Genomic DNA, 21,355 nt, shown 5'->3' with positions numbered 1-21,355 from the left:
CGTGTTTCTCCTCGAAGAAAGCGTTATGATAAAAAGTGGAGGAGGAGAAATTTATGGAAATGTCCCCCAGTCATAAAAAGAACCTCGTGCGTTTACTTGCAATTTTACTTACGTTTACAGTCATTAACGGTACGATGTTTAATGTTACGATTCCAGACATCGCCGAATCATTTAACTTAATGCCTTCACAAGTGAGCTGGGTAATGACCGGCTATATTCTCGTTTATGCGATCGGTTCAGTCATGTACGGAAAGCTTGCCGATGTGATTCCATTAAAGCGCTTACTTACAATTGGTATCGTTCTATTTTCCTTTGGTTCCATCTTAGGGTTTCTATCACCGAACTACACGACACTTTTAATTGCGAGAATCCTTCAAGCTTTAGGTGGAGCGGCTATTCCAGCTCTCGGGTTTATTATTCCATCACGCTATTTCACACATGATCGTGGTAAAGTTTTTGGCATCATTTCATCACGGTTGCCTTTGCATCTGGAGTAGGGCCAATTGCCGGCGGATTAATTGGTGGCTTTTTAGACTGGCGCTTTTTATTTCTCGTTCCAGCAAGCGCAGCACTTGCCATTCCATTATTTAGACGTTGGTTACCTGATGAAGAAGTTCGCTCGCAGAAAATTGATTACTTCGGCGCCGTACTCGTCGCTATTTTCGTTGCCTCACTCTTGTTGTTCGTAACGATGCTCATTTGGAGCTTATTACTTATTTCAATTATAGCGTTTGCCTTACTCGTCTTTCACATTAACCGAGTGGACTCACCGTTTATCGATCCTGTTCTCCTTAAAAACCGACGTTATACGATCACGATTTTTACAAGCTTTCTCGGCACGAGTGTCATGTTCGGTCTTATCTTCGTTTTGCCGATTATGATGCGCGACTTGTATGACGCAACTACACTTGGAATTGGTCTATTGCTCTTCCCAGGTGCAATGGCAGCTGGAATCTTCGGGCGATTTGGCGGAACACTAATCGATAAAAAAAGGAAGCATTTATGTCCTACGGATCGCGCTTTTACTCGTTGCGATTGGTGTTTTCTTTATTAGCGTATTCACTAGTTCATCCTTGCTCCTCTTAGGTAGCGCTGTGTTTATCGCCTACATCGGCTTCCCGCTACTGCAAAGCGCAACAGCCAACTTGTTGTCTCATATGTTAACAAAAGAAGAAACCGGCGTTGGCATGGGACTTTTTAACTTGTGTAATTTCATTTCTGGCGCTTTTAGTTCGGCCATCTTCGGAAGCATTCTAGACCTTGAAGGCATGACATTTTCAATCAACCCTTTAAACGCTAACGGCGACCATGCGATTTATAGCAACTTGTATCTCGTACTTTCAGTCGTAGCTGTGTTTGCTCTGTTCATGTTCTTCGCGTTTTATAACCGATCAAAAAAAGCATAAGAATAGTCTTATGCTTTTTTATATTAATCATATCTTTTACAGTCGCAATATTCACACACACTGTAGCCTTGTCCATCATAAGCAAGTAACTCGTCTGCTGTTGCGACAAATTCTTTCTTATTGATGCTTTTATGCTGACATGCATCCTTTACGTACCTCATGTTGTGGAGCACTTTCTGGTCATGGTCCAATAAATACACGCTGCGGCCCCTTTCATACTACTCCGAACGATTATTTTTATCCTAGTTCTAATATATCATTAATTGCAACATTATTCAGTGCCCATTGAAATAGGCAAAGAAGTAACCCTCGCTCTATAAGAACGGGGGTTACTTTAGCTTTCACGAACATGAATGTCTTGTGCACCGAGACGCTCAGCAAATGCGCGCAACGCCATCGCTACTCGCGGCTGCTGAGCCACACCTTCAAAACTCTGAACATGAAGGACCTGTTTCTCTCGGTCAAGCCACGGGTCAATACGACCGATCAGCTGATCATCAACGAGCACTGGCATTGTATAAGGACCGTAACGACGCTTAGCTTTCGGTACGTAAATTTCCCATCGATACGTCATGCCAAACAAGTCTTCAACTCGAGAACGACTCCAAAGAAGTGGATCGAGGGGTGGCAAGAACATGACACGTTCATTTGTTAACTTTGTATGAGCAAGTTCTTCTGCGTCTTCTTCTAGAACATAATAGTCCCTAGATGCACCTTCAATCACCACTTTGACGAGCTCGTGGTTCTTCCACTTGTCATGTACAATTTGCTTCCGTTTGGCCGCACTGAATTTCTGCCAGCCAAACCTCGCATCTCTCGGGTCAATCAAACGATAAGCCCGCATGTATTTTTCTAAGAGGAGGCGGTCAGCTTCATTACTAGATATACGCTTAGCCTCTTCTTGTACCGCTGCTGGGATTTGCTCCTCCGTAAGTGCAAAGTGCCTCGTACTCCCCGTTCTCCCACTTACTTGGATCTCGCCACATTCGAATAAAATCCTCAGCGCGTGTGTCGTTTCCTTGGTCGTTGCTTTCGTCGGATGATCCCAACCGCCAACAACTTTACGATCACTAAAAAAACGCTTGCGATGGCTTTGGTCCTTCATTAGCTAGAAGTGTGACAATCTCCCTCATCGCATCACTGTATTGCGCCTGCTCTTCTTGCCATCGTATTCGTATGCGTTCACGTACCCCCTTTAAAAGAGGATAGTCTTCTATCGGCAAAAGGCATGCTGCATTCGCAAAATGTTCAAACGCGAGCTTTTGCTGGAGCAACTGTCCGTAATCATCATTGTGATACGTTTCGTTCCTGTTCATAAATACGAGGTGATGGTTACGCTCAACGACAGCGACCGGATCCAGTTGAACCGCTTCCAATGTTGTTAACGTTTGAAGAGCATCGGAACAATGCGGAAGTAACTTCTCAATCAAAAATTGACGTGCAACCGTTGGTGTTACATGAAGCTCTTCCACCATCATTCCTCCTTATTAGTGGCTACTTAGTCGTTAATCGGTGTCCCCAATGATTTGTTGGACCTTGGCCTTTACCAATCTCTAGTGGATTACTAATGCACTCGTAATAAACGACTTGCCGTGCTCAACGGCTTGATTCAACGAATCTCCTTCAGCAAGACGTGCCGTAATGGCCGCTGCATACGTACAACCACTTCCGTGCGTATGCTTCGTATCAAAACGTTTCGCAGAAAACTTCAGAAACTCTGTCCCGTTGTACAAATAATCGTCTGCTTCACCTTTGTAGTGTCCACCTTTGATTAAAGCGGCTTTCACGCCATATTCTTCTACGAGTATGCGCCCTGCTTCTTTCATATCTTCAATCGTTTCAATCGTAAGCCCGGTTAACGCTTGGGCTTCAGGCAAGTTTGGTGTGACTAACGTTGCTAGCGGTAATAGTTCTTCTTTTACCGACTGGCGAGCTTCTTGTGAAATCAACTCATGACCACTTGATGCAACCATTACAGGGTCAAGAACATACTGACTTACATTGTATTCCTTTAGTTTCTTTGCCACGATGGCAATCGCAGAAGGGTTGGAAAGCATGCCTGTCTTAACTGCATCTGGACGTATATCTTCAAACACTGCATCAATTTGACTTTCGATAAACTCTTCATGCATATCGACAAAAGACCGCACGCCAAGCGTATTCTGGCTCACAACCGATGTAATAACACTCATCCCAAATACACCGAGTTCTTGAAACGTCTTTAAGTCTGCTTGTATACCGGCTCCCCCTGTAGGGTCAGTGCCTGCAATGGTTAATGCTTTCGATACCATATCAATTCTCCTCCTCGTGATGCGCAAATAAAAAAACCTCCTGGTCAACACAGAAGGAGAAGGGCTTAGACACACAGATGTGCATACCATCCACTTTCCTCCGCCGCTGTACGGATCAGGTTCAAAGGGTTTTAAGCTTTCGCTGTCTCTCAGCGCTCCATTTCGCGCACCCCTAGTGGTCTATTTTCGTTCATTTTAGCATACATATTATAAGATGTATGCAAATTAACATGATACGATATGAACGTATACCTAAAAAGAAGGGGGGATACATATGGACATTATTTCAATTTTACTTAGCTTACTCGTCCTTCTAAACATCATGTTAGCTGCTGTGATCGTCTTTATGGAACGTAAAGACATTCATTCCACTTGGGCTTGGCTCTTGATCTTAATGTTTCTCCCGTTTATCGGATTCATTCTTTATTTAATTCTCGGTCAGAACTTAAGCCGTAAACGCCTTTTCAATTGGGATGGCATCGAGAAGATCGGTCTTAAAGACAGCATCGACACACAGCTCCGCCAAATTGAAGATGGCAGTTATCACTTTCACAGTGACACAGCTAAAAACAATGTAAACCTCATCACATTGCTCCTTCGAAGTGATGGTGCACTACTCACTCAAGACAATGATATTGACGTTTTCACAGATGGAATTGATAAATTCTCGGAGTTAATTACAGACTTAGCCGCTGCGAACGATCACATTCATTTACAGTATTACATCTTTCGAAATGACAGCATTGGCAAACGAATCATTGCTTTATTAACAGAAAAAGCGCTTGCAGGTGTACAAGTCCGCGTTCTATACGACGACATGGGTTCAAGGAAACTTTCAAGAAAGCACTTTCGCTCACTCATTCGAGCAGGTGGCGAAGTCGGTGTCTTCTTCCCGTCACGCATTCCTTATGTAACTCACGGTTAAACTATCGCAACCACCGTAAAATCGTCGTTATCGATGGCGAGATTGGTTATGTTGGCGGCTTTAACGTTGGGGATGAATACCTCGGGCGCACGAAGCGATTTGGCTATTGGCGCGATAGCACCTCAGGCTACGAGGCTCTTCTGTGAAGGCTTTACAAACCCGCTTTATTTTAGATTGGAATCAAGCAAGTAAAGACCAGCTCATTGAATACGAAGATCACTACTTCCCACCTGTTGAGACAAAAGGTGAGCTCGCTACGCAAATTGTATCCAGCGGACCGGATACTGAATACGAAGAAATCAAAAATGGGTATATTAAAATGATTACGTCAGCGAAAGACTCTGTCTACATTCAGACTCCCTATCTGATTCCAGATGCAAGCTTACTTGATGCTCTTCGTATTGCAGCGCTTGCTGGCAAAGATGTGCGCATTATGATCCCAAATAAGCCTGACCATATCTTTGTTTATTGGGCGACTTATTCATATATGGGTGAGTTACTGAAAGCAGGCGCCCGCTTCTTTATTTACGATGCTGGATTTATCCACGCTAAAATGATCGTGGTTGATCGAAGCGTTGGTTCAATTGGCACTGCCAACATTGACGTTCGTAGCTTCCGTTTGAACTTTGAGGTCAACGCCTTCTTGTATCATGATGCGATCGGTAAAAAGCTTGCAGCGATTTTTGAACATGACCTTGAACAATGTTCTGAAATGACCGCACAACGGTACCGAGATCGAGGGGCTTGGATTCGGTTTAAAGAGTCGATCTCACGTTTGTTATCGCCAATCTTATAAACCGTACCCACTTCAAAAGAAGCAAAGGTTTGACCCTTTGCTTCTTCGTGCTATTCTTCTTCCTCAAGCTGTTCATAGATGTACTCTTGAATGACGTCAGTCATAACGTCGGCACTACGGTGTAGCTCTTCAAAATTATTGTCAACGCCACCAAACTCAATCAGTGTAGAATTCGGGGAAAGATCTTGATTGTAAATGCCATTTACACCCGCTCCCCCACTTGCAATAACCCCTCGGCTAAGTCCTGGGTAGCGATCTTCCAAGCGATGATGCAATTCAGTCGCCATTGCTAAATTACGTTCGTAATTCGGATGATCTTGACCAATTACAAACATCGTACGCGCATAGATTTCTCCGTTAATCGTTGCTGTAGTGATGTCTTTCGGTTGTGAATCTCGATGAATATCAAAGAAAAACTCTAAGCTCTCATTAGTGTCAATCGCTTCAGTTACGATCTCCCTCGAGACGTCGTAAGACTGACTGTAAGAAAGCCCACGCTCATGCAATCGACTCTCAATGGAATGCTCAGACACTTCAACTGGCAAATCGTAACTTCGGAATTGTTCACCTAGGTACTTCCCTAATTGAACGATGTTGATTTCGGAATGGTTCGCTACATCGCCCTCAATCTCAGGCAAAAACGACTCCGTATCATGAGTGTGTACGATGTGGATAATCGGATCATCATCTGCGTCGATGTCAACATTCGGCCCTTCCTCTTCTTCATCTTGAGGAGTCGCAGGATACGTTTCGTCATACCATCCAGGTGGTGGTGCTGACTCCATTGGCATCGTCGTATAATCTGTTCCTTCACCGGCAACGATAATCTCTGCATCAAACGCAGAAAAGCCTGGCACTTCTCGACCTAATAATGTTCTCGGTTCTTGCAAGTTAATGCTTGTCGTCAATTCAAATGCTAGTTGTGTTGCACTTGGCAATTCGGTATGTGTTTCGCCCATTTGGAAATAACGATTCTCTGTTCCAATAACGTGTACGAACCAATCAGCTTGTACATCGCTGACCCAACTATGAATTGTAGACGATGAAAAGTGCTTTTCTACTTCTGTTGTTGTCATAACGAATATCATCACAAAGGTAATGACAATCACCGCAATGATTGCAAGCATAACGAGTTGCAGTTGTTTGAGCATTCTTGCGATCACTTTCGTCATCGTTGTAGATCCAATCACAGCCTGTCCTCCTGACTTGCAAAGACTATAACTGAGTCTATGTCTAGAATCCGTTCACTAGAACATGGCTCATCCTTTTCACCGTGATTGAGTCTTTTCGCTTATAAAAGATACGATCTTATTCTTTTTTTGAACGCAACATTTAGAAACCAAGAGGTGATAACATTGACTGAACATGATCACACACTTGAAAGACTCTTTCCAACCGAAGGGGTTCTCTGGGTCGCTCTTCTATGTGTAGCCATTCCAACATTCAGCCTTTGGAACCGTCCATTTATGACAATCCATCTCCACCTCGCACTGGAATCACTCATTTACATTCTCTTAGGTACGATCTTCCTCGTAAAAAGACACCAGAATCGCATACGAAAGCAAAGTACGAGAGCGTTTATCTTCTTAACACTTGCCATCGGTTCTTATTCACTCACAGCCATTGCAATCCTTTCTTTCTTCACCACTTAGCCTCATGAACAAAGCTCAACATGCACGAGAGAATGGAACTTCACGTAATGAACATCTTCTGTCGCACTAACGATATGAAACTGTTTTTGGGCATGATTCAAATAGTCACAATGCCCTTCTACTTCATGGAATTCCCCTTCGTTATAATACGTAAAAACAACCGGTCGGTTGTACGTCATCGCTTCTGATAATGTGAATTCAAACTCAAGCCACTGTTGTTCATCAAGCGTGGGTTGTTCAACTTTCTTTCGTGCCTCTCGCTCTTGAAGCCAAGCCTCTCGGTATTCAGGCAAAATCATGCGAGACGACTCCCATCGCATGTTCGAATTCGGGGTCAACTTATTCATCATGGTCATCCTTTCACGTTTAATTATTTATAGTGGCCGCCAAGCTTCTTCGCTCGAATGCGCGCTTGCCCACCCGCAGTTAGCGACGTCGCATGGAGTACCGCTTCCGATCCGTATCGATATTTGAGACGGTCAACTGTCACGTTTAACTTCTCTCGGTCCACATCATCCCGGAACAAACTGAGCTGTCGGCACTCATCACTCACAAGACCATCTAGCTGATCCCAAGACTTCTCACCGCATCCCGGTTCCAATGCCTTAAAAACAAGTGTTTGACAGCTTCATAGATCACTTTACCGTCATTTGTAACATCTGGTAATTTCATCTGACGATGAAATCCTGATGGCTGTTGAAAATGGTTATGGCCACGCGCTCCCGCCGTAACCGTCCCTCCGAGGTATCCATTCACTCGCACACGTCTGGCTACTTCTTCTGAAAGCTCCAATAATACCGTCTTAATCTCATCCCACGTCCGGTAATCTCTCGGCAACGTCATGTTATGACCAATCGCTTTACGCCGAATGTGTGTATCCACAGTAACTGGGGCTTCATCTTTGCCGTGTGCTGTACGCCACAACACTTCTCCGTTAATCCCCCAACGCTTTTGTAGATCCGCTAACTCCGATTTCGCTAACTGACCGATGGTGCGAATTCCAACATTCAAAAAGTGTTGATTCATTCGCTTTCCAACCCCGAACAACTTCCCGATTGGAAGGGGCCAAAGCTTCTCTTGTAGATTCACCAAGTTCAATGTGAAAATCCCATCGTCTTGCTTCTTCGAGAATGATCACAAGCCATTTTAGCAAGCACCTTATTCGGACCGATGCCAACCCGGGCAATCATTCCTGATTCCCTGCGAATCTTCGTAATGATCTGTTCCGCCGCTTCTTCAGCAGTCATGCCAAGCCTCGGCAACGCGTAAGTCATTTCCACGAAGATCTCATCAATGCTATACGGTTCAACAAGGTCGGTATACACTTCAAGTGAAGCCGCAATCGAAACCGAAACGTCCAAGTACAATTGCATACGCGGTCGAACGACAACGAGGTCGGTACACTTCATTTCTGCTTCCCAAAGTGCTTCTGCTGTCTTGACGCCTCGTTTCTTAGCAGTCGGGCATGCAGCGAGAATAATTCCACTACGTATCTTAGGATCCCCAGCAACTGCAACCGGTTTGTTCTTTAACTCTGGGTGTTCGATCTTTTCTATATTTGCGTAAAACGACTGCATATCAATGAGAAACACGACCCGCTCCATGACCATCACCTTCTCGCAAACGTATGTTCTTGTTAGTAGTATACCCGAACGAACGTTCTTATACTACTAGAAATTATTCCCCACACAAAAAACTGAAACGCAAGTGCGTTTCAGTTTTCTTCAATAGGTTTGGGATATATGTGGGGATTTTAATACGTTTAGTTTCATTCCAAGAACCAAATCCCATCATAAACCGCTACAGCAGATAGATCTTCATTGTCGTTAGCTATGCCCAAGGGCGTATTTATCTTTTTTGAACATGCGGTTTGTAATCATATAGATCACAGACACAATAAGCATCGTTGAACTAATCGTCAGCACATAATCGCCTAACGTTAATACATTCGCACCGGCGAAATCAAACACCACAAGCGTAATGTTAATCGGTGGAATCAACAACATCCAAGAACTCCATGCCGTTGCAGGAACGATCATCGCGACGAACGGTCCAATCATCCACACGATCGATACAGGAGAAAATAAATTTTGCATATCTTTATACGAATCTGTCAGCAAACTAAACCAGACGAGAAGTGCTGAATTTAGCGCAGAAAAGGCAACAACTGCAAGGAACAAGAGAATATACTTACTTAGCGGAACAGCTGCTAAAATTTGTTCCACTTCGGTAAAGTAAATCATCATCAGAACGATAACCAACACGACCGACAACAAACTACTTAAGATCGTATACAAGAAAACGACCATCGACTTCGCGAAAAAGATACGCGTGCGGGAAAGAGGTATCATTAAAAGCGGTTCCATCGTTCGTTTTTCTTTCTCACCGGCAAACATGTCTGCTGCTGCAGGGAGTCCACCCGCTGCAACCGTCAAAAGAAAGATAAATGCGAGCATGAACCCCATGCTTCCATCGCCACCCTCACCGAGAAAGTCACGATCCCATTCGTATATCGATGGTCCATTTTCTTCAATCCCTTGTGAGGTGACCCATGCATCTAGACTTTCACGTTCATAGTCAATCCACATTTCCATTAGTTGTTGCGCTGCTCGCATGCCACTATTGCCAAAGTCTCCACGAGCCGTTAACGTGTTTCCTTCTAAAACAATTGCAAAATCATACGCACCGTCTAGCAATTCTTCGTTGATCGTACCACTAACTGTGAGATGCCAATGTTCTTGTTGCTCCTCTTGAAAGGATTCAATTAGACCCGCATCAATGTTTTCATCAATGCCAATGTGAACGTCCGAGGTATTAAAGAAGCTGAAGAAGAAAACAAGAGCGAAGACCGAAATCATTGGAATCGCCGTCGTAAAGAACACCGTTCTACGATCACGATACGTATCTTTCATTTCTTTAAGAATCATCGTCATCATGTCACACGACCTCCTCTAGCGAGCATCGCCATCAAGATCATGTTCATGTCGGTCGTTTCTTCTTCTTTATATAAGTTTTGAAGGCTTCCGTGATAAAGCACAGCACCTCGGTGCAAGATCACCACATCATCACAAAGCATATCCACTTCTTCCATTAAGTGTGTCGAAAATACAATGGTTTGTTGATCTCGTTTTAATTGCAAGATTTTCTCGCGAAACATGTTCGCAGAAGTAATATCTAGCCCCGTTGACGGTTCATCAAGCAAGTAAATGGACGGGTTATGAATCATTGCCCGCGAGATCGCTACTTTTTGTCGCATCCCTTTTGAGAGCTTACGAACCCGTTTGTTCAAAAAGTCACGCATCCCTAATTCATTGCTCAACTTCGTAATCCGCTGCTTCGTCTCTTGCTTTGGGATAGCATATAGCTTGGCGAAGTACTCCAAGTGCTCTCTTGCGGTTAGACGATCATATAGACCTGTATCACTACCAAAGTGCACACCGATGGAGCTCCTTTGACGATGATTATTAAGGTCAAATGGTACACCATCTAATGCAACTTCGCCGCCGGTTGGTTCATACAAGCCAGACAATAAGCGAAGAAGCGTCGTTTTTCCCGCACCATTCTCCCCGAGCAACGCCGTCACTTTCCCTTGTTCGAAGGTGATGGAGATGTCACGGAGCACCCGGTGACTTTGATTGTGTTTTTCATAAAATGTCTTGTGAACATTCGTAAGCGTAATCATATAGAGGCTCCTTTTAGAGAAGTTCCTAGCCCCTAGTATATACGAGCGCCACTGAAAACCTACAAATATGTCGCAAAGCGTTCGAATCATGTTATGACTTTGCTATAATGGGGAATATACTAAAAAAAGTTAAAGTAGGGGTCGTATGATTCGAATCGGGATGTTAGATGACAATCCGAATGACTTAAATGCAATGGAACAATGGCTTCAAACTCAAGCAGACGTACATATTGAATGGCGTTGCCATACAGCGCTCGAAGCCTATCAGTTGCTAAAACACTCAACCATTGATCTATTAATTGCAGATATTGAGATGGAAGGGCTCACAGGGTATGAACTTGCAGAGCGATTACGTGCGCAAGGGATTAGCGTAGATATTATCTTCGTGACCGGGCACTCCGGCTTTGCGGTCCATGCGTTTGACCTCGACGTTGTCGATTACGTAATGAAGCCGATCTCACCTTCACGGATGGAGAAAGCATTGCAACGCTTTCGTTCCTTGAACGCTCAAACAGACGGACCAAAGCTCACGATCCAACAACAAGGAGATATGATCGTCGTCAGCGAAAACGACATTTTGTATATTGAGCGTACAGGTCGCTCATCGACCATCCACACAGCAACTGAAGAGATTTCGACGTATCAATCGCTTCAAGAAATTGAACAAGAACTACAAAGCACGCAATTTTTCCGAACGCACCGTTCTTTTATTACAAACTTGAAGAAGATCACGCAATTTGCACCGTATACAAAGCATTCTCTTGAGATTAAATTCCAAGGAAGCGATAAGCGTGCACTCGTTACGAAGAAGAACTTAAAAACGATCCAAGATCAATTCCCAATTCTTTCTTGAGGTAAAGCCGATGATCATCTTAATCAGTCTACTTATTATCGTGATAGTTAGCAGCGCGCTACTCATCATGAAATTGCATCGCGAACAACGACGCGCTTTTCTCGATGCACAGGCTTTCCAAGACCATGTACAACACCTACACGAATCGTTAAAACAGGAAAAGCACGATCTCAGAACCCACTTAGAAGTGATGAAGAAACTGACCAAAGAAGGAAACCATGAACAGTTTGAAGATTACGTCACATTGTTGCAACAAGACAGTGAACAGAACCCTAGTGCAGGGGCTGATCGAGCAGTAGGAGCCTCCATTGCTTACGTTAAAGCAAAGGGTGAGCAATACGGCATTGCTGTCACGACGTCGATCCATGCAAGCTTAAATCAAAGCATGCTCTCGCAAAGTAAAGAAATGCAACTCGTCGTCAACATTTTTAGCAATGCACTTGAAGCTGCTAGAAAAAGTAGCGAGTACGTAACATCACCATTTATCGATATCGAAATCAAAAAAACAATACGGCATCATCATCGTTGATGTAAAAAAACAGCACAGCACCAATCCCAAACAAAACGCTCGAGCGTATGTTTCCAAAGCAACACCCCGTCATTGAAAAAAGAGGTCTTGGTACGTACCTCATTCAACGCGCGGTAAACGATGCAGAAGGCTCGCTCGACTTTTATGTTGAAGAGCATCTCTTTCACCTTGCCATTCGTTTACCGAGCATGGCTGCTCAATAAAAAAGAAACCTCAGAGAAATCTCTGAGGTTTCTTTTGGTATTATTCTTCGATTAACCCTTGCTCGACTAAGAAGTTACGTGCAACCACTTCTTCAAGCTCTGCGTTAATGTCAACTTCTGCGTTAAGCTCTGCCATCGTTTCTTCTGTCAACAACGGTCCAAGCTCAAGCAATAATTCTTCAATTTCAGGGTGTGCTTCAATCGTATCATTCATGACGATTGGTGCTGCATAATACGGCGGGAAGAAGTTAAGATCATCCGCAATCACTTCAAGGTCATACGCTGGAATTCGTCCGTCTGTCGTAAATGCCGCAATCACATCGACTTCTTCGTTACGAAGGGCATCATACATTAAGCCTTCATCCATTTGCGTTGTTGTACCCCAATCATAGCCGTAACGCTCATTCATTGGCATAAGACCGTCTGTACGCTCCCCGAAGTTTGCATTGTGAGCAAGCGTTAGCTCTCCTGCAATGGATTCAAGGTCACTCATATCCGCAACGTCCGCTGCATCATCTGCACGCATGACGAGTGAATAACGATTTTCAAAGTCGAATTCATCTAACCATGTAATGCCGTACTCTTCATCATACTCAGCCTTAACCGTATCATAGACTTCCTCAGCAGATGGAGGGTCTTCTGGGTCAATTTCATAATCTAGGACTGTAATATAAGAAGTACCTGTATACTCAACATACAAGTCGATATCTCCGTCCATCATCCCTTGCGTAAGAATTTCGGTATTACCGAGGTTGTCTTCACGTTCAATCGTAAGGTCTGTATTCGCTTCAAGCAATTCTGCAACCATATGCGTTAAAATGATCTGCTCTGTAAAGTCTTTTCCTCCGACAACAACCGTATCTTCGTCACTGCCACCGCCCCCACAAGCAGAAAGTACAAGTGCTGAACCTAATGCAACTGGTAAGAACTTTTTCATCATTAATTGCCCCTTTTATTCTATTTTTTTAACCCTTTTGGCGTTGCTAATATTTCAATGCGCTTCAGAATGAAGTCCGCAATAATCGCTAAAATAGCTGCTGGAATCGCTCCTAGCAACGTTAATGCACTGTTTTGCATAGCAAGTCCGCGCATAATAATATCCCCAAGACCACCGGCTCCAACAAACGTCGCAAGCGTCGCTACCCCGATTACGATAACCGTTGATGTTCTAATCCCTGCCATAATGACTGGCAAGGCGAGGGGAAGCTGAATTTTCGTTAAGATTTGACCACGAGTCATCCCAAGACCACGACCCGCATCAACCGTCGCTTTATCCACTTCTAAAATTCCCGTATACGTATTACGTAAAATTGGAAGTAGCGCATACACGGTTAAAGCAAAGATGGCGTTGTTTGTCCCAATTCCGAGTACAGGAAGCATAAAGCCGAGTAATGCAAGACTCGGAATCGTTTGTGCAACTGCAGCAATTCCGATAATCGGTTCAGATAGACGCTTCATGCTCGTGAGCAACACACCAAGCGGTACAGCAATCAGGACCGCTAAAGACATGGATACGAATACTAAGAAAAAGTGCTCTTGCAAAGCATCCCATACGTCACCTTGACGAACTTGGAACAGTTGCCACATGTCTGTCAGTAGTTCCATTATGCGTCACCTCCTGCACCTTGATGCTCCCATTCCGCAATACCACGGATCATGCTCGTTCTCGTAATTACACCGATGAGCTCACCGCGATCCACAACAGGTAACGTGTACACATCTTCACCGTTAAATTTAGCAGCTACTTCTGCCAACGTAACGTCAGGAGAAACGATCTCTTTAATATCTGTCGTCATAACATCGAGTACCATCTTTGTATCATCTTCAAAGTGTTTGTCCACTTGTTCGAGGGTAATAAGCCCTTCGAGTTGACCTTCTTTGTTGCGAACAAAGAGTTGATCCACATGACTTTTCTTCATATAGTTAAACGCTTCAGCAAGCCCTCGGTTCCCACGAACCATGGCGACATCTTTGGTCATCAAATTTCTCGCCAAAGGTTGACCGGCGTTTTTGTTTAGACGTTCTGCCCCAATAAAATCACGCACGAAATCATTTTTTTGGGTGACGCAAAATACGATCAGGTGTATCCACCTGAACAATTTCCCCATCACGCATAATGACAATACGGTTCGCAATCTTGATTGCCTCGTCCATGTCATGCGTTACAAACACGATTGTCTTATTGATTTCATCTTGTAATTTCACGAGTTCGTCTTGCAATTGCTCTCGACTAATTGGATCAAGCGCACTAAACGGTTCATCCATTAGAATAATTGGCGGATCCGCTGCTAAGCCGCGAATAACACCAATCCGTTGCTGTTGCCCACCAGAAAGCTCAGATGGGTATCGCTTTCGGAACGTTTTCGGATCTAGTCCTACGAGATTGAGTAGCTCATCGACTCGTTTTGAGTAACGTTCTTTGTCCCATTTTTTTAAGTTTAGGAACAATCGTAATGTTGTCTTCAATTGTCATATGAGGCAATAAACCAATTTGCTGAATCACATAACCACTATCTCTTCTTAACTGAACAGGGTTTTTTTTCTTAATGTTCTCACCGTTTACGAGAATTTCCCCTTCGCTCGGATCAATCAAGCGATTAATCATTCGCATTGTAGTCGTCTTCCCGCATCCAGACGGTCCAATTAGTGCAACGAGTTCCCCTTCTTCAATACGAAGGTTTATATTCTTTAACGCCTTAAATCCATCATCATACGTTTTCGAGACGTTTTTAAATTCAATCATTTTCTCACCTTCAATTCATTTAAAATATGTTAAAAACATGAACATCAAGGCACTAAAACTACATTACATGATTTTCGACATAAAATAAAGATTATCCTAGATTTATTCGTAATGTTCGACAATTCTAAGCATAAACATTTACATATAACCCTTATTTAAACAATTTATAGCAATATACTTACATTTTCCTCCTAAATCCTACCGATCCATCTTAGTGAAGAAATCATATTTAAGCTGGAAAATGTTTGCTATAACGAAATAAAAATATAAATCCGAAGTTAAATGTTCGGATTTCCGACGGAACAACGCTTGAAATTCACACGTGAAAATACCCCGATCCATTAAAGGACGGGGCATCTTTCTTTTCATCAACCATCAATCCATTTGTATAGATCAGTATCAATCGACTGCAACACCTGTTGTGGTTGGCCTACAACAAACCATTCTAACTGGTGCATCGCTCTCGTACAGCCTGTATAGAGCAAATGATAGTCGTTTTTCGTTTGATACGTTTCATCGTCAACACCATACATAATCACCTCATCAAACTCAATCCCTTTGGCAAGGTATGACGGAGCGATGAGGACTTGTTTTTTGAAACGGTCGGTCGTTTCTGTAATTAACTGCGCATACTCATGACATGCATGCGCCAGAATATTCGCCTCGGCCATCGTTTTCGTCAGAATCGCAAGCTTGCCATCTCCTTGCCATCACTCGCCTTGTCAAGCATCGCCTGTTGCATCGCTTCATTAGAGACAAAGCTACGAATGACCGGTAAGTCCCCTTCACGTTGGAACGGGATCATCTCTGGATCCTTTGGAAGCAACTCTTTCGCAAAGTTCATGATGCGAGCGGTTGAACGATAACTTTGTTTTAACGTAATTCGCTCTACGTGACGATCTTCATCATCAGCCAGCGTCAAAATCGATTGGCCTTCTGCTGTATGTTGATGAACCGCTTGCTCAACATCCCCAAGCAATGTGAACCGTGCTCTTGGAAACAGATTCTCTAAATAGCGAATGTGCATGCTCGTGTAATCTTGCGCTTCATCAATAAATAAGAAACGAATGTCTGCTGTGTCCGGACGACCTTTCACTTGGTCATTTAAATAAAAGAACGGTGCAGCATCTTCAAAACGTAAATGCTGATTCACGATTCGATTTGTGAAGTTCTCGTATAATTGTTCCACATCGACGAATTCATGCTTTTCAATTTGTGCTTTTAACGGCTTAATCGTTTGTCGAACAACATATTTACGCACGAGTCGATCTTCTTGAACATGACTATTGTACGTTTCTTTTTCATCTTGCTTTTGCATTACTTTTCGAGAGGCTAACGCATACAGTTCACGTGGCTGGTCTTCCATCGCATCCGTTACCCAATCTTCATGTAGCTGCTTTTTCTCTAATTGTTGTAGACCTGCGACCAATTCACCAGACATAATTTCAATGCGATTCTCAATACTAATCGTTTCATCAAAATCATAAAAACGTCTCGCCAATTCTTCAGCAGATTTCCATACTTGGTTCCGGTACATAATGGAATAAAACGTCATACCGTCTGCCTTTAGGCGGTCAATGTAGCGGTCAAGGCGAACCGGTAAATCTTGATCAGTCAATGAGAGATCTTCCTCTAGCTGTTCGCTGGCTAACTGCCGTTCAATTTGTCCGTACGGGCTTTCAAGCGTCCATCCTTCTGGCAACCGACGAGAAATGTGATGTTGAAACGTCGTCTGCTTTAAGTTCTCTTCACCCAGTTCAGGGAGCACGCCTGATACGTATTGGTTAAACAAAGGGTTCGGTGAAAGCAACAGCATATTTCCACTATCAAACGTATTTCGATGCGTATACAGTAGATAGGCAACTCGCTGCATCGCGGCCGATGTTTTTCCACTACCAGCAGCCCCTTGTACGATTAGCATGCGTGCTCGTTCGTTTCGAATAATGGCATTTTGTTCTTTTTGGATCGTCGTTACGATGCTTTTCATTTCGTTACTCGACGCTTGGCTTAATAAATGTTGAAGCAATTGATCACCGATCGTGAGCCCAGTATCAAACATCCCTGATAACTCACCTTGGCGGATAATAAACTGGCGCTTACGTTTCATCTGACCCGTTACGACTTCATCATCCGTTTCATAACGAGCTTCTCCAGGAGCATAATCGTAATACATGCTTGAAATCGGTGCTCGCCAATCATAAACGAGAAAGTCGTCGTCATCACGATCCTGTAAAGAAGACAATCCAATATAAATCTCCTCTTCAGCACGTTCGCCGTCTTCAACGAAGTTCAACTTACCAAAGTACGGGGAGTCTTTCATGCGTTCGTATGTCGCTAGCTGTTTAGTTAATACTTGATGAAAACGCTCTTGCTGACTAAGAAGTTCAGCTTGCTGGCGAATACTTGCTTCGGTCTCGATCACATCGTCTGGTTCATCTAGATTAATGGTTACGTCATCCCAAAACGTACGACGAAGTTCGATGACTTCCTCTTTGGTCATTCCCGCTCCTTCAATTCGTGCGGCAACCTTTTCGTCTATGGTTTGTAACACCTCTTGCAATCGCTGTTGTTCATAGGCTTTTTCGCTCATCTAGACACCCCTCAAATTCATTCTTGACAGCTCACTTGTAAAGTTGATATAATTAGATAGATAAATATGATTTGTTTATCATCAACTTATGACATCACTTTTTATTGTACATATATAAGGTAGATAAGTAAAGGGCTAACCACGTGGTTAGCCCTTTTTTTGCTATAAGATATAAACCGCAATGTTGCAACAAATTGGTTACTAGGTTGCACCTAACACAATTTAAATAGAAGGAATGTTATATTTCATCAGATATTTTTCCGTTATACTGAAACAAAAAAAGGGTGATTACATGCGTACAATTGATGTGATGTTCGTCCACGCAACGATTTTTACGATGGAAGGTGAAGGGGTTGGTTCGATTTCTGACGGTGCCATTTGTGTGCACGACCATCTCATTGTCGCTGTCGGTAAGAGTTCTGAGTTAATGAACGATTACCGTGCACATCGCACCATCGATGCAACAGGAAAAGTCATTTTACCTGGGCTGATTGACGCACACATGCATAGCGGCCTTGGAATTTTACGAGGCGTTGCTCAAGATACGAACAACTGGATGGAGAAAGGTCTGTGGCCTTTTATGCACGTTCTTGATGAACCCGCACGAAAAGCAGGCTCACTCGTAAATTTAATTGAAGCTGTCAAAGCTGGGACGACAACGATTTGTGATTACGACTCTGGCATGCTTTCAATCGTAGAAAACCATCGTGCACTCGGCACGAGAGCACGAGTGTGCGAAATGATTAATGAGATGCCTGAACAATACGATGATGACCGGGAAGTTGGCGCACTTTACGACTTCGACCCAGCGGTTGGAGAAGAGACTTATCAAGCGAATCGCACGCTTTTTGAGACGTATCACGAACGTGACAACGGGCGAATTACGTGTGTGCTCGGTCCACAAGGTCCAGATATGATGTCAACGGAACTTTTATTAGATGTGAACGAGTATGCGAGAAAGCACAATACGCTCGTACATATGCACGTTGCACAAGGCGATCGGGAAATTACGCAAATGATCCAGCGTTACGGAAAGCGAAGCATTGATTATTTACAAGAACTCAATCTGTTAGATGAATCATTAATGGCCGTGCACTTGACCGAGGCGACTAAAGAGGAAGTTGCCACCGTTGCAAAAAGCGGTGCATCAATGATCCTTTGCTCTGGAAGCATCGGAATCATTGATGGCATTGTTCCACCAGCAAAAGAGTTTTTAGACGTTAGTCAACGTTTTGCTTTAGGAAGCGACCAAGCACCGGGCAACAATTGCAATAACATGTTTAATGAAATGAAACTCACATCGATTCTCAACAAATGCAAATATACAGATCCAACACTCTTCCCTGCATGGAGAATGCTGCGAAGCGTTACGATCGATAGCGCCAAAGCCATTGGACTCGATCATGAAGTAGGATCATTGTCAGTAGGCAAGAAGGCCGACTTGATCATGATTGACCTAAAAACACCGGCCTTATTCCCGACCATCGAGTCTCCTATCCGCAACATCGTACCGAATCTCGTCTATTCAGCAAATGGTAGTGAAGTTGAGCTCGTAATGATTGATGGAAAGATCATTGTCGAAGATTCAAAGCTTCAATCCATTGACGAACAAGCAGCGATTAAAGAAGGTCAACGCCATGCCGATCGCATTAGCACAGACGTACGTGAACAACCAAGACCGGACACACCCATCTTTCACATGATGGCAAACGACCAACTCTAGCTCTACCGGGGACAGTCCCCACTGCTTTAAAGCGCCGGGGGACTGTCCCCGTACTTCTTGCGGTAGTGCGCAAGTGCGAGTAGCGGGTAAATGTATTCGTAACTATGATAATGAAAATAAATTCGATCCGCTAAGCCCTTTCCTGCGGGGTAACTCCTTGGCCACTGACCATCTCCCAAGCGATCGAGGACATAATGAAGAGCATCATACATCGCTTTATTTGGTGTGTCATACATGGCGACGAGGGCATCGAGTACCCAAGCTGTTTGTGTTAAATGGCTGGAATCGAGTGGCGTATAGCGCTTATAACGATCACTTAAACACGATTCCCCAAATCCGCCGTCTTTGTTTTGCTTCTCCTTTAACCAACCGATTGCTTTCTTTGTTGTCTTATTCTCTCGCCCTACCCCGCTTGCTTGCATCCCTGTCAGAGCTGCCCACGTTCCATAAAGATAATTCACACCCCACTGCCCTTTAAATGACCCATCCTTTTCTTGTTCACGCTCCAGCCACTTTACCGCTTTTCGAAGAATCATATCGTCGTCTTTCACGTCGGTATAATTCCCGAGTAGCTCCATCGTTCGTCCCGTCAGATCAGGTGTACTTGGATCAGTGAGAATTCCGCGGCTTTCAGGAATGGGAAGCATGGCCAGTAGCCAACTATCGGTATTCTTCTCAAACGCTGACCAACCGTGGTCATGGTTTTGCATAGAAATTGTCCACCTTACGCCACGATTCCAAGAGTCAAAGATGTCTTGATTCTCCTTTGCGCTCCTAGCAAGTGCGCGTAGCGCAGCAGTCGTATCATCCACATCTGGTTGAAACGTATTAACGTCTGAAAACCCCCAGCCACCAGGCAACGCCTTTTTGTTATGCATTGCCCAGTCGCCATAACCTTCTTGCTGTCGGTCAAGTAGATAGTCATTCGCCCGTTCAATCATTCTATCGTCCGTACGCACTCCCGCTTCTTGTAACGCATAACTAAGCAATGCCGTATTCCAAACCGTCGCAGTCGTGAATTGGAAATGAGGGTGACCATCAATCGTCGTCTGAAATCCGTACAATCCTTCTAACGCGTCATCAATGAGCGGATCGTCTTTTGGATGTCCAAGTGCCAGCAAGCCAAAAATCATAAACATCGTTGACGTAAAGTAGCTAAACAATGTACCGTCTTCTTCAATCCCATTTGTCATATACATCTTCGCCCGACTTCGCGCAAGCAGATGCAGCTCCTGTGGCGTACGAATGAGACGTTTCACTCGTTGCACGATCGACGCATGCATTCGCTCCCACTCGTCAGCTTCTGGCCAATCTTCCTCTCCACGAGAAGCGAATAAATCCGACAAATCAGGACTTTGAGCCGTTTTCACTTGCAACTTTTGATCCGCAGCCAATAGCAACGGAACAACATGCGCCCTTCCATACACACTCATGCTGTACAAATTAATCGGGAAGAAGTCCGGAACTAAAATCAATTCAATTGGAAACGGAAAAAAAAGACGGCCACTTGTATTGTCCCGTCAACGTTAAGACGATCCTCGTTAAAAACGCCGTCTTTTGGATTCCTCCACTTTTCATAATGAATTGGCGAGCCCTCTTCATCCGCTCATCGTCTTCACGATAATAGCCCGAATAAAGCAATGCATAATAGGCTTCGACCGTATTCGTCACATTCCCCGTATTGTCGTCCGCAAAGAGCTTCCAAGCTCCGTTCGGTTCCTGCTTCTTAATGAGGCGGTCTGTAAGCCTCGAATTAATGCCTCGTCATCTCGCTCAAGCGTCCTAAGCAAAATAATCATGTACGCATCAGTGAACGTACCTGACTCTAATGGATACCTCCAAGAGCCGTCCTCCGATTGATCGTCACGCATCGTTTGAATTAACTGATCAATTCCTTCTGAAACATTCACAATCATCACTCTTTCAGAACAAATTTTCTTCCAGTTTATTCAAGGATAGGCT

19 protein-coding genes, 5 pseudogenes and 1 riboswitch are annotated in these 21,355 nt (G+C 43.9%); of the genes and pseudogenes, 9 read left to right on the top strand and 15 right to left on the bottom strand.

The window, feature by feature from the left end; all coding sequences use genetic code 11:
• Positions 1 to 53: 53 nt before the first annotated feature.
• The 3 genes from JCM19055_RS23235 to JCM19055_RS23225 all read left to right on the top strand — a co-directional run bounded on the left by JCM19055_RS23235 (position 54) and on the right by JCM19055_RS23225 (position 1,406).
• The gene (locus JCM19055_RS23235; RefSeq protein WP_052366081.1) at positions 54 to 497 is read left to right on the top strand and encodes an MFS transporter; all 444 of its coding nucleotides are present in this window, start codon (positions 54 to 56) and stop codon (positions 495 to 497) included.
• Positions 498 to 676: 179 nt separating this feature from the next.
• Positions 677 to 1,054 carry a hypothetical protein gene (locus JCM19055_RS23230; protein ID WP_052366080.1) on the top strand — a complete coding sequence of 126 codons (378 nt, stop codon included), beginning with the start codon at positions 677 to 679 and terminating at the stop codon, positions 1,052 to 1,054.
• A gap of 19 nt (positions 1,055 to 1,073) precedes the next feature.
• Positions 1,074 to 1,406 carry a hypothetical protein gene (locus tag JCM19055_RS23225; protein WP_052366079.1) on the top strand — a complete coding sequence of 111 codons (333 nt, stop codon included), beginning with the start codon at positions 1,074 to 1,076 and terminating at the stop codon, positions 1,404 to 1,406.
• Between the two features lie 334 nt (positions 1,407 to 1,740).
• Here the strand turns inward: JCM19055_RS23225 and JCM19055_RS07745 are convergent, their stop codons facing one another.
• The 3 genes and pseudogenes from JCM19055_RS07745 to thiD form a co-directional block, all read right to left on the bottom strand.
• Entirely contained in the window at positions 1,741 to 2,511 is a 771-nt protein-coding gene (locus JCM19055_RS07745; RefSeq protein WP_042359339.1) for a DNA glycosylase AlkZ-like family protein, read from the bottom strand.
• The gene (locus tag JCM19055_RS07740) at positions 2,477 to 2,878 is read right to left on the bottom strand and encodes a DNA glycosylase AlkZ-like family protein (protein WP_042359338.1); all 402 of its coding nucleotides are present in this window, start codon (positions 2,876 to 2,878) and stop codon (positions 2,477 to 2,479) included. The genes JCM19055_RS07745 and JCM19055_RS07740 overlap by 35 nt, the downstream gene beginning before the upstream one ends.
• 22 nt (positions 2,879 to 2,900) lie before the next feature.
• Positions 2,901 to 3,703 (bottom strand): annotated as a pseudogene (gene thiD, locus JCM19055_RS07735) (bifunctional hydroxymethylpyrimidine kinase/phosphomethylpyrimidine kinase).
• 72 nt (positions 3,704 to 3,775) lie between these two features.
• A riboswitch (TPP riboswitch) is annotated at positions 3,776 to 3,881 on the bottom strand.
• Between the two features lie 90 nt (positions 3,882 to 3,971).
• On the opposite strand from thiD, the pseudogene cls reads away from it, so the two are divergent.
• Positions 3,972 to 5,418 (top strand): annotated as a pseudogene (gene cls, locus JCM19055_RS07730) (cardiolipin synthase).
• 50 nt (positions 5,419 to 5,468) lie between these two features.
• Here the strand turns inward: cls and spoIIP are convergent.
• Entirely contained in the window at positions 5,469 to 6,608 is a 1,140-nt protein-coding gene (spoIIP, locus tag JCM19055_RS07725; protein WP_052366078.1) for a stage II sporulation protein P, read from the bottom strand.
• A gap of 165 nt (positions 6,609 to 6,773) precedes the next feature.
• Here spoIIP and JCM19055_RS07720 point away from each other — a divergent pair, with 165 nt between their 5' ends.
• Positions 6,774 to 7,070 (top strand): hypothetical protein, encoded by a 297-nt coding sequence (locus tag JCM19055_RS07720; RefSeq protein WP_042359337.1) that lies wholly within the window; start codon positions 6,774 to 6,776, stop codon positions 7,068 to 7,070.
• 2 nt (positions 7,071 to 7,072) lie between these two features.
• On the opposite strand, the gene JCM19055_RS07715 is transcribed toward JCM19055_RS07720, so the two are convergent.
• From JCM19055_RS07715 to JCM19055_RS07700, 4 genes and pseudogenes are all read right to left on the bottom strand, one after another.
• On the bottom strand, positions 7,073 to 7,417 hold the full coding sequence (locus JCM19055_RS07715; protein WP_052366077.1) for a YolD-like family protein: 345 nt from the start codon (positions 7,415 to 7,417) through the stop codon (positions 7,073 to 7,075).
• Between the two features lie 23 nt (positions 7,418 to 7,440).
• Positions 7,441 to 8,680 (bottom strand): annotated as a pseudogene (locus JCM19055_RS07710) (DNA polymerase IV).
• A gap of 216 nt (positions 8,681 to 8,896) precedes the next feature.
• Entirely contained in the window at positions 8,897 to 10,006 is a 1,110-nt protein-coding gene (locus tag JCM19055_RS07705) for an ABC transporter permease (RefSeq protein ID WP_042359336.1), read from the bottom strand.
• Positions 10,003 to 10,752, bottom strand: a complete 750-nt coding sequence (locus tag JCM19055_RS07700) for an ATP-binding cassette domain-containing protein (RefSeq protein WP_042359335.1) — start codon at positions 10,750 to 10,752, stop codon at positions 10,003 to 10,005. Before JCM19055_RS07700 ends, JCM19055_RS07705 begins: the two co-directional genes overlap by 4 nt.
• A 145-nt stretch (positions 10,753 to 10,897) precedes the next feature.
• On the opposite strand from JCM19055_RS07700, the gene JCM19055_RS07695 reads away from it, so the two are divergent.
• From JCM19055_RS07695 to JCM19055_RS27230, 3 genes are read left to right on the top strand one after another with little or no spacing between them, the layout of a single operon-like run.
• Positions 10,898 to 11,605: a LytTR family DNA-binding domain-containing protein gene (locus tag JCM19055_RS07695; RefSeq protein ID WP_042359334.1), complete on the top strand. Its 708-nt coding sequence runs from the start codon at positions 10,898 to 10,900 to the stop codon at positions 11,603 to 11,605.
• Positions 11,606 to 11,615: 10 nt separating this feature from the next.
• Positions 11,616 to 12,134 carry a hypothetical protein gene (locus tag JCM19055_RS07690; protein ID WP_042359333.1) on the top strand — a complete coding sequence of 173 codons (519 nt, stop codon included), beginning with the start codon at positions 11,616 to 11,618 and terminating at the stop codon, positions 12,132 to 12,134.
• A gap of 47 nt (positions 12,135 to 12,181) precedes the next feature.
• The gene (locus JCM19055_RS27230) at positions 12,182 to 12,337 is read left to right on the top strand and encodes a hypothetical protein (protein ID WP_193745357.1); all 156 of its coding nucleotides are present in this window, start codon (positions 12,182 to 12,184) and stop codon (positions 12,335 to 12,337) included.
• A 40-nt stretch (positions 12,338 to 12,377) separates the two neighbouring features.
• Here JCM19055_RS27230 and JCM19055_RS07685 read toward each other — a convergent pair whose 3' ends face one another.
• The 5 genes and pseudogenes from JCM19055_RS07685 to helD all read right to left on the bottom strand — a co-directional run bounded on the left by JCM19055_RS07685 (position 12,378) and on the right by helD (position 17,670).
• Positions 12,378 to 13,274 (bottom strand): glycine betaine ABC transporter substrate-binding protein, encoded by an 897-nt coding sequence (locus tag JCM19055_RS07685; RefSeq protein WP_052366098.1) that lies wholly within the window; start codon positions 13,272 to 13,274, stop codon positions 12,378 to 12,380.
• A gap of 20 nt (positions 13,275 to 13,294) precedes the next feature.
• On the bottom strand, positions 13,295 to 13,942 hold the full coding sequence (locus tag JCM19055_RS07680; protein WP_042359331.1) for an ABC transporter permease: 648 nt from the start codon (positions 13,940 to 13,942) through the stop codon (positions 13,295 to 13,297).
• Positions 13,942 to 15,080 (bottom strand): annotated as a pseudogene (locus tag JCM19055_RS07675) (betaine/proline/choline family ABC transporter ATP-binding protein). Before JCM19055_RS07675 ends, JCM19055_RS07680 begins: the two are co-directional and overlap by 1 nt.
• 368 nt (positions 15,081 to 15,448) lie before the next feature.
• Entirely contained in the window at positions 15,449 to 15,751 is a 303-nt protein-coding gene (locus JCM19055_RS23220; protein ID WP_052366076.1) for an ATP-binding domain-containing protein, read from the bottom strand.
• An 8-nt stretch (positions 15,752 to 15,759) separates the two neighbouring features.
• Complete coding sequence (helD, locus tag JCM19055_RS07670) at positions 15,760 to 17,670, bottom strand: RNA polymerase recycling motor HelD (RefSeq protein ID WP_052366075.1); 1,911 nt, start codon at positions 17,668 to 17,670, stop codon at positions 15,760 to 15,762.
• A gap of 292 nt (positions 17,671 to 17,962) precedes the next feature.
• Here helD and JCM19055_RS07665 point away from each other — a divergent pair, with 292 nt between their 5' ends.
• Positions 17,963 to 19,393 carry an amidohydrolase family protein gene (locus JCM19055_RS07665; RefSeq protein WP_042359330.1) on the top strand — a complete coding sequence of 477 codons (1,431 nt, stop codon included), beginning with the start codon at positions 17,963 to 17,965 and terminating at the stop codon, positions 19,391 to 19,393.
• Between the two features lie 26 nt (positions 19,394 to 19,419).
• On the opposite strand, the gene JCM19055_RS07660 is transcribed toward JCM19055_RS07665, so the two are convergent.
• Both JCM19055_RS07660 and JCM19055_RS31500 read right to left on the bottom strand, forming a co-directional pair.
• Positions 19,420 to 20,868 carry a prenyltransferase/squalene oxidase repeat-containing protein gene (locus JCM19055_RS07660; RefSeq protein ID WP_370543045.1) on the bottom strand — a complete coding sequence of 483 codons (1,449 nt, stop codon included), beginning with the start codon at positions 20,866 to 20,868 and terminating at the stop codon, positions 19,420 to 19,422.
• Between the two features lies 1 nt (position 20,869).
• Positions 20,870 to 21,264, bottom strand: a pseudogene (locus JCM19055_RS31500) (hypothetical protein).
• Positions 21,265 to 21,355 lie beyond the last annotated feature (91 nt).

The sequence above is a fragment of the Geomicrobium sp. JCM 19055 genome, from assembly GCF_000698185.1.
In the GTDB taxonomy this organism is placed as follows: domain Bacteria; phylum Bacillota; class Bacilli; order Bacillales; family Marinococcaceae; genus Geomicrobium_A; species Geomicrobium_A sediminis.
Note: the sequence above shows the minus strand (reverse complement) of the source record. Positions and strands in the feature narration are given on the sequence as shown.

Bases quoted from the DNA above. Each gene is read 5' to 3' on its own strand.
- JCM19055_RS23235 (WP_052366081.1), top strand. From the start codon at position 54: ATGGAAATGTCCCCCAGTCATAAAAAGAACCTCGTGCGTTTACTTGCA.
- JCM19055_RS07745 (WP_042359339.1), bottom strand. From the start codon at position 2,511: ATGAAGGACCAAAGCCATCGCAAGCGTTTTTTTAGTGATCGTAAAGTT.
- JCM19055_RS07715 (WP_052366077.1), bottom strand. From the start codon at position 7,417: ATGAATAAGTTGACCCCGAATTCGAACATGCGATGGGAGTCGTCTCGC.
- JCM19055_RS07705 (WP_042359336.1), bottom strand. From the start codon at position 10,006: ATGATGACGATGATTCTTAAAGAAATGAAAGATACGTATCGTGATCGT.
- JCM19055_RS07700 (WP_042359335.1), bottom strand. From the start codon at position 10,752: ATGATTACGCTTACGAATGTTCACAAGACATTTTATGAAAAACACAAT.
- JCM19055_RS07695 (WP_042359334.1), top strand. From the start codon at position 10,898: ATGATTCGAATCGGGATGTTAGATGACAATCCGAATGACTTAAATGCA.
- JCM19055_RS07690 (WP_042359333.1), top strand. From the start codon at position 11,616: ATGATCATCTTAATCAGTCTACTTATTATCGTGATAGTTAGCAGCGCG.
- JCM19055_RS27230 (WP_193745357.1), top strand. From the start codon at position 12,182: ATGTTTCCAAAGCAACACCCCGTCATTGAAAAAAGAGGTCTTGGTACG.
- JCM19055_RS07685 (WP_052366098.1), bottom strand. From the start codon at position 13,274: ATGAAAAAGTTCTTACCAGTTGCATTAGGTTCAGCACTTGTACTTTCT.
- JCM19055_RS07680 (WP_042359331.1), bottom strand. From the start codon at position 13,942: ATGGAACTACTGACAGACATGTGGCAACTGTTCCAAGTTCGTCAAGGT.
- JCM19055_RS23220 (WP_052366076.1), bottom strand. From the start codon at position 15,751: ATGGCCGAGGCGAATATTCTGGCGCATGCATGTCATGAGTATGCGCAG.
- helD (WP_052366075.1), bottom strand. From the start codon at position 17,670: ATGAGCGAAAAAGCCTATGAACAACAGCGATTGCAAGAGGTGTTACAA.
- JCM19055_RS07665 (WP_042359330.1), top strand. From the start codon at position 17,963: ATGCGTACAATTGATGTGATGTTCGTCCACGCAACGATTTTTACGATG.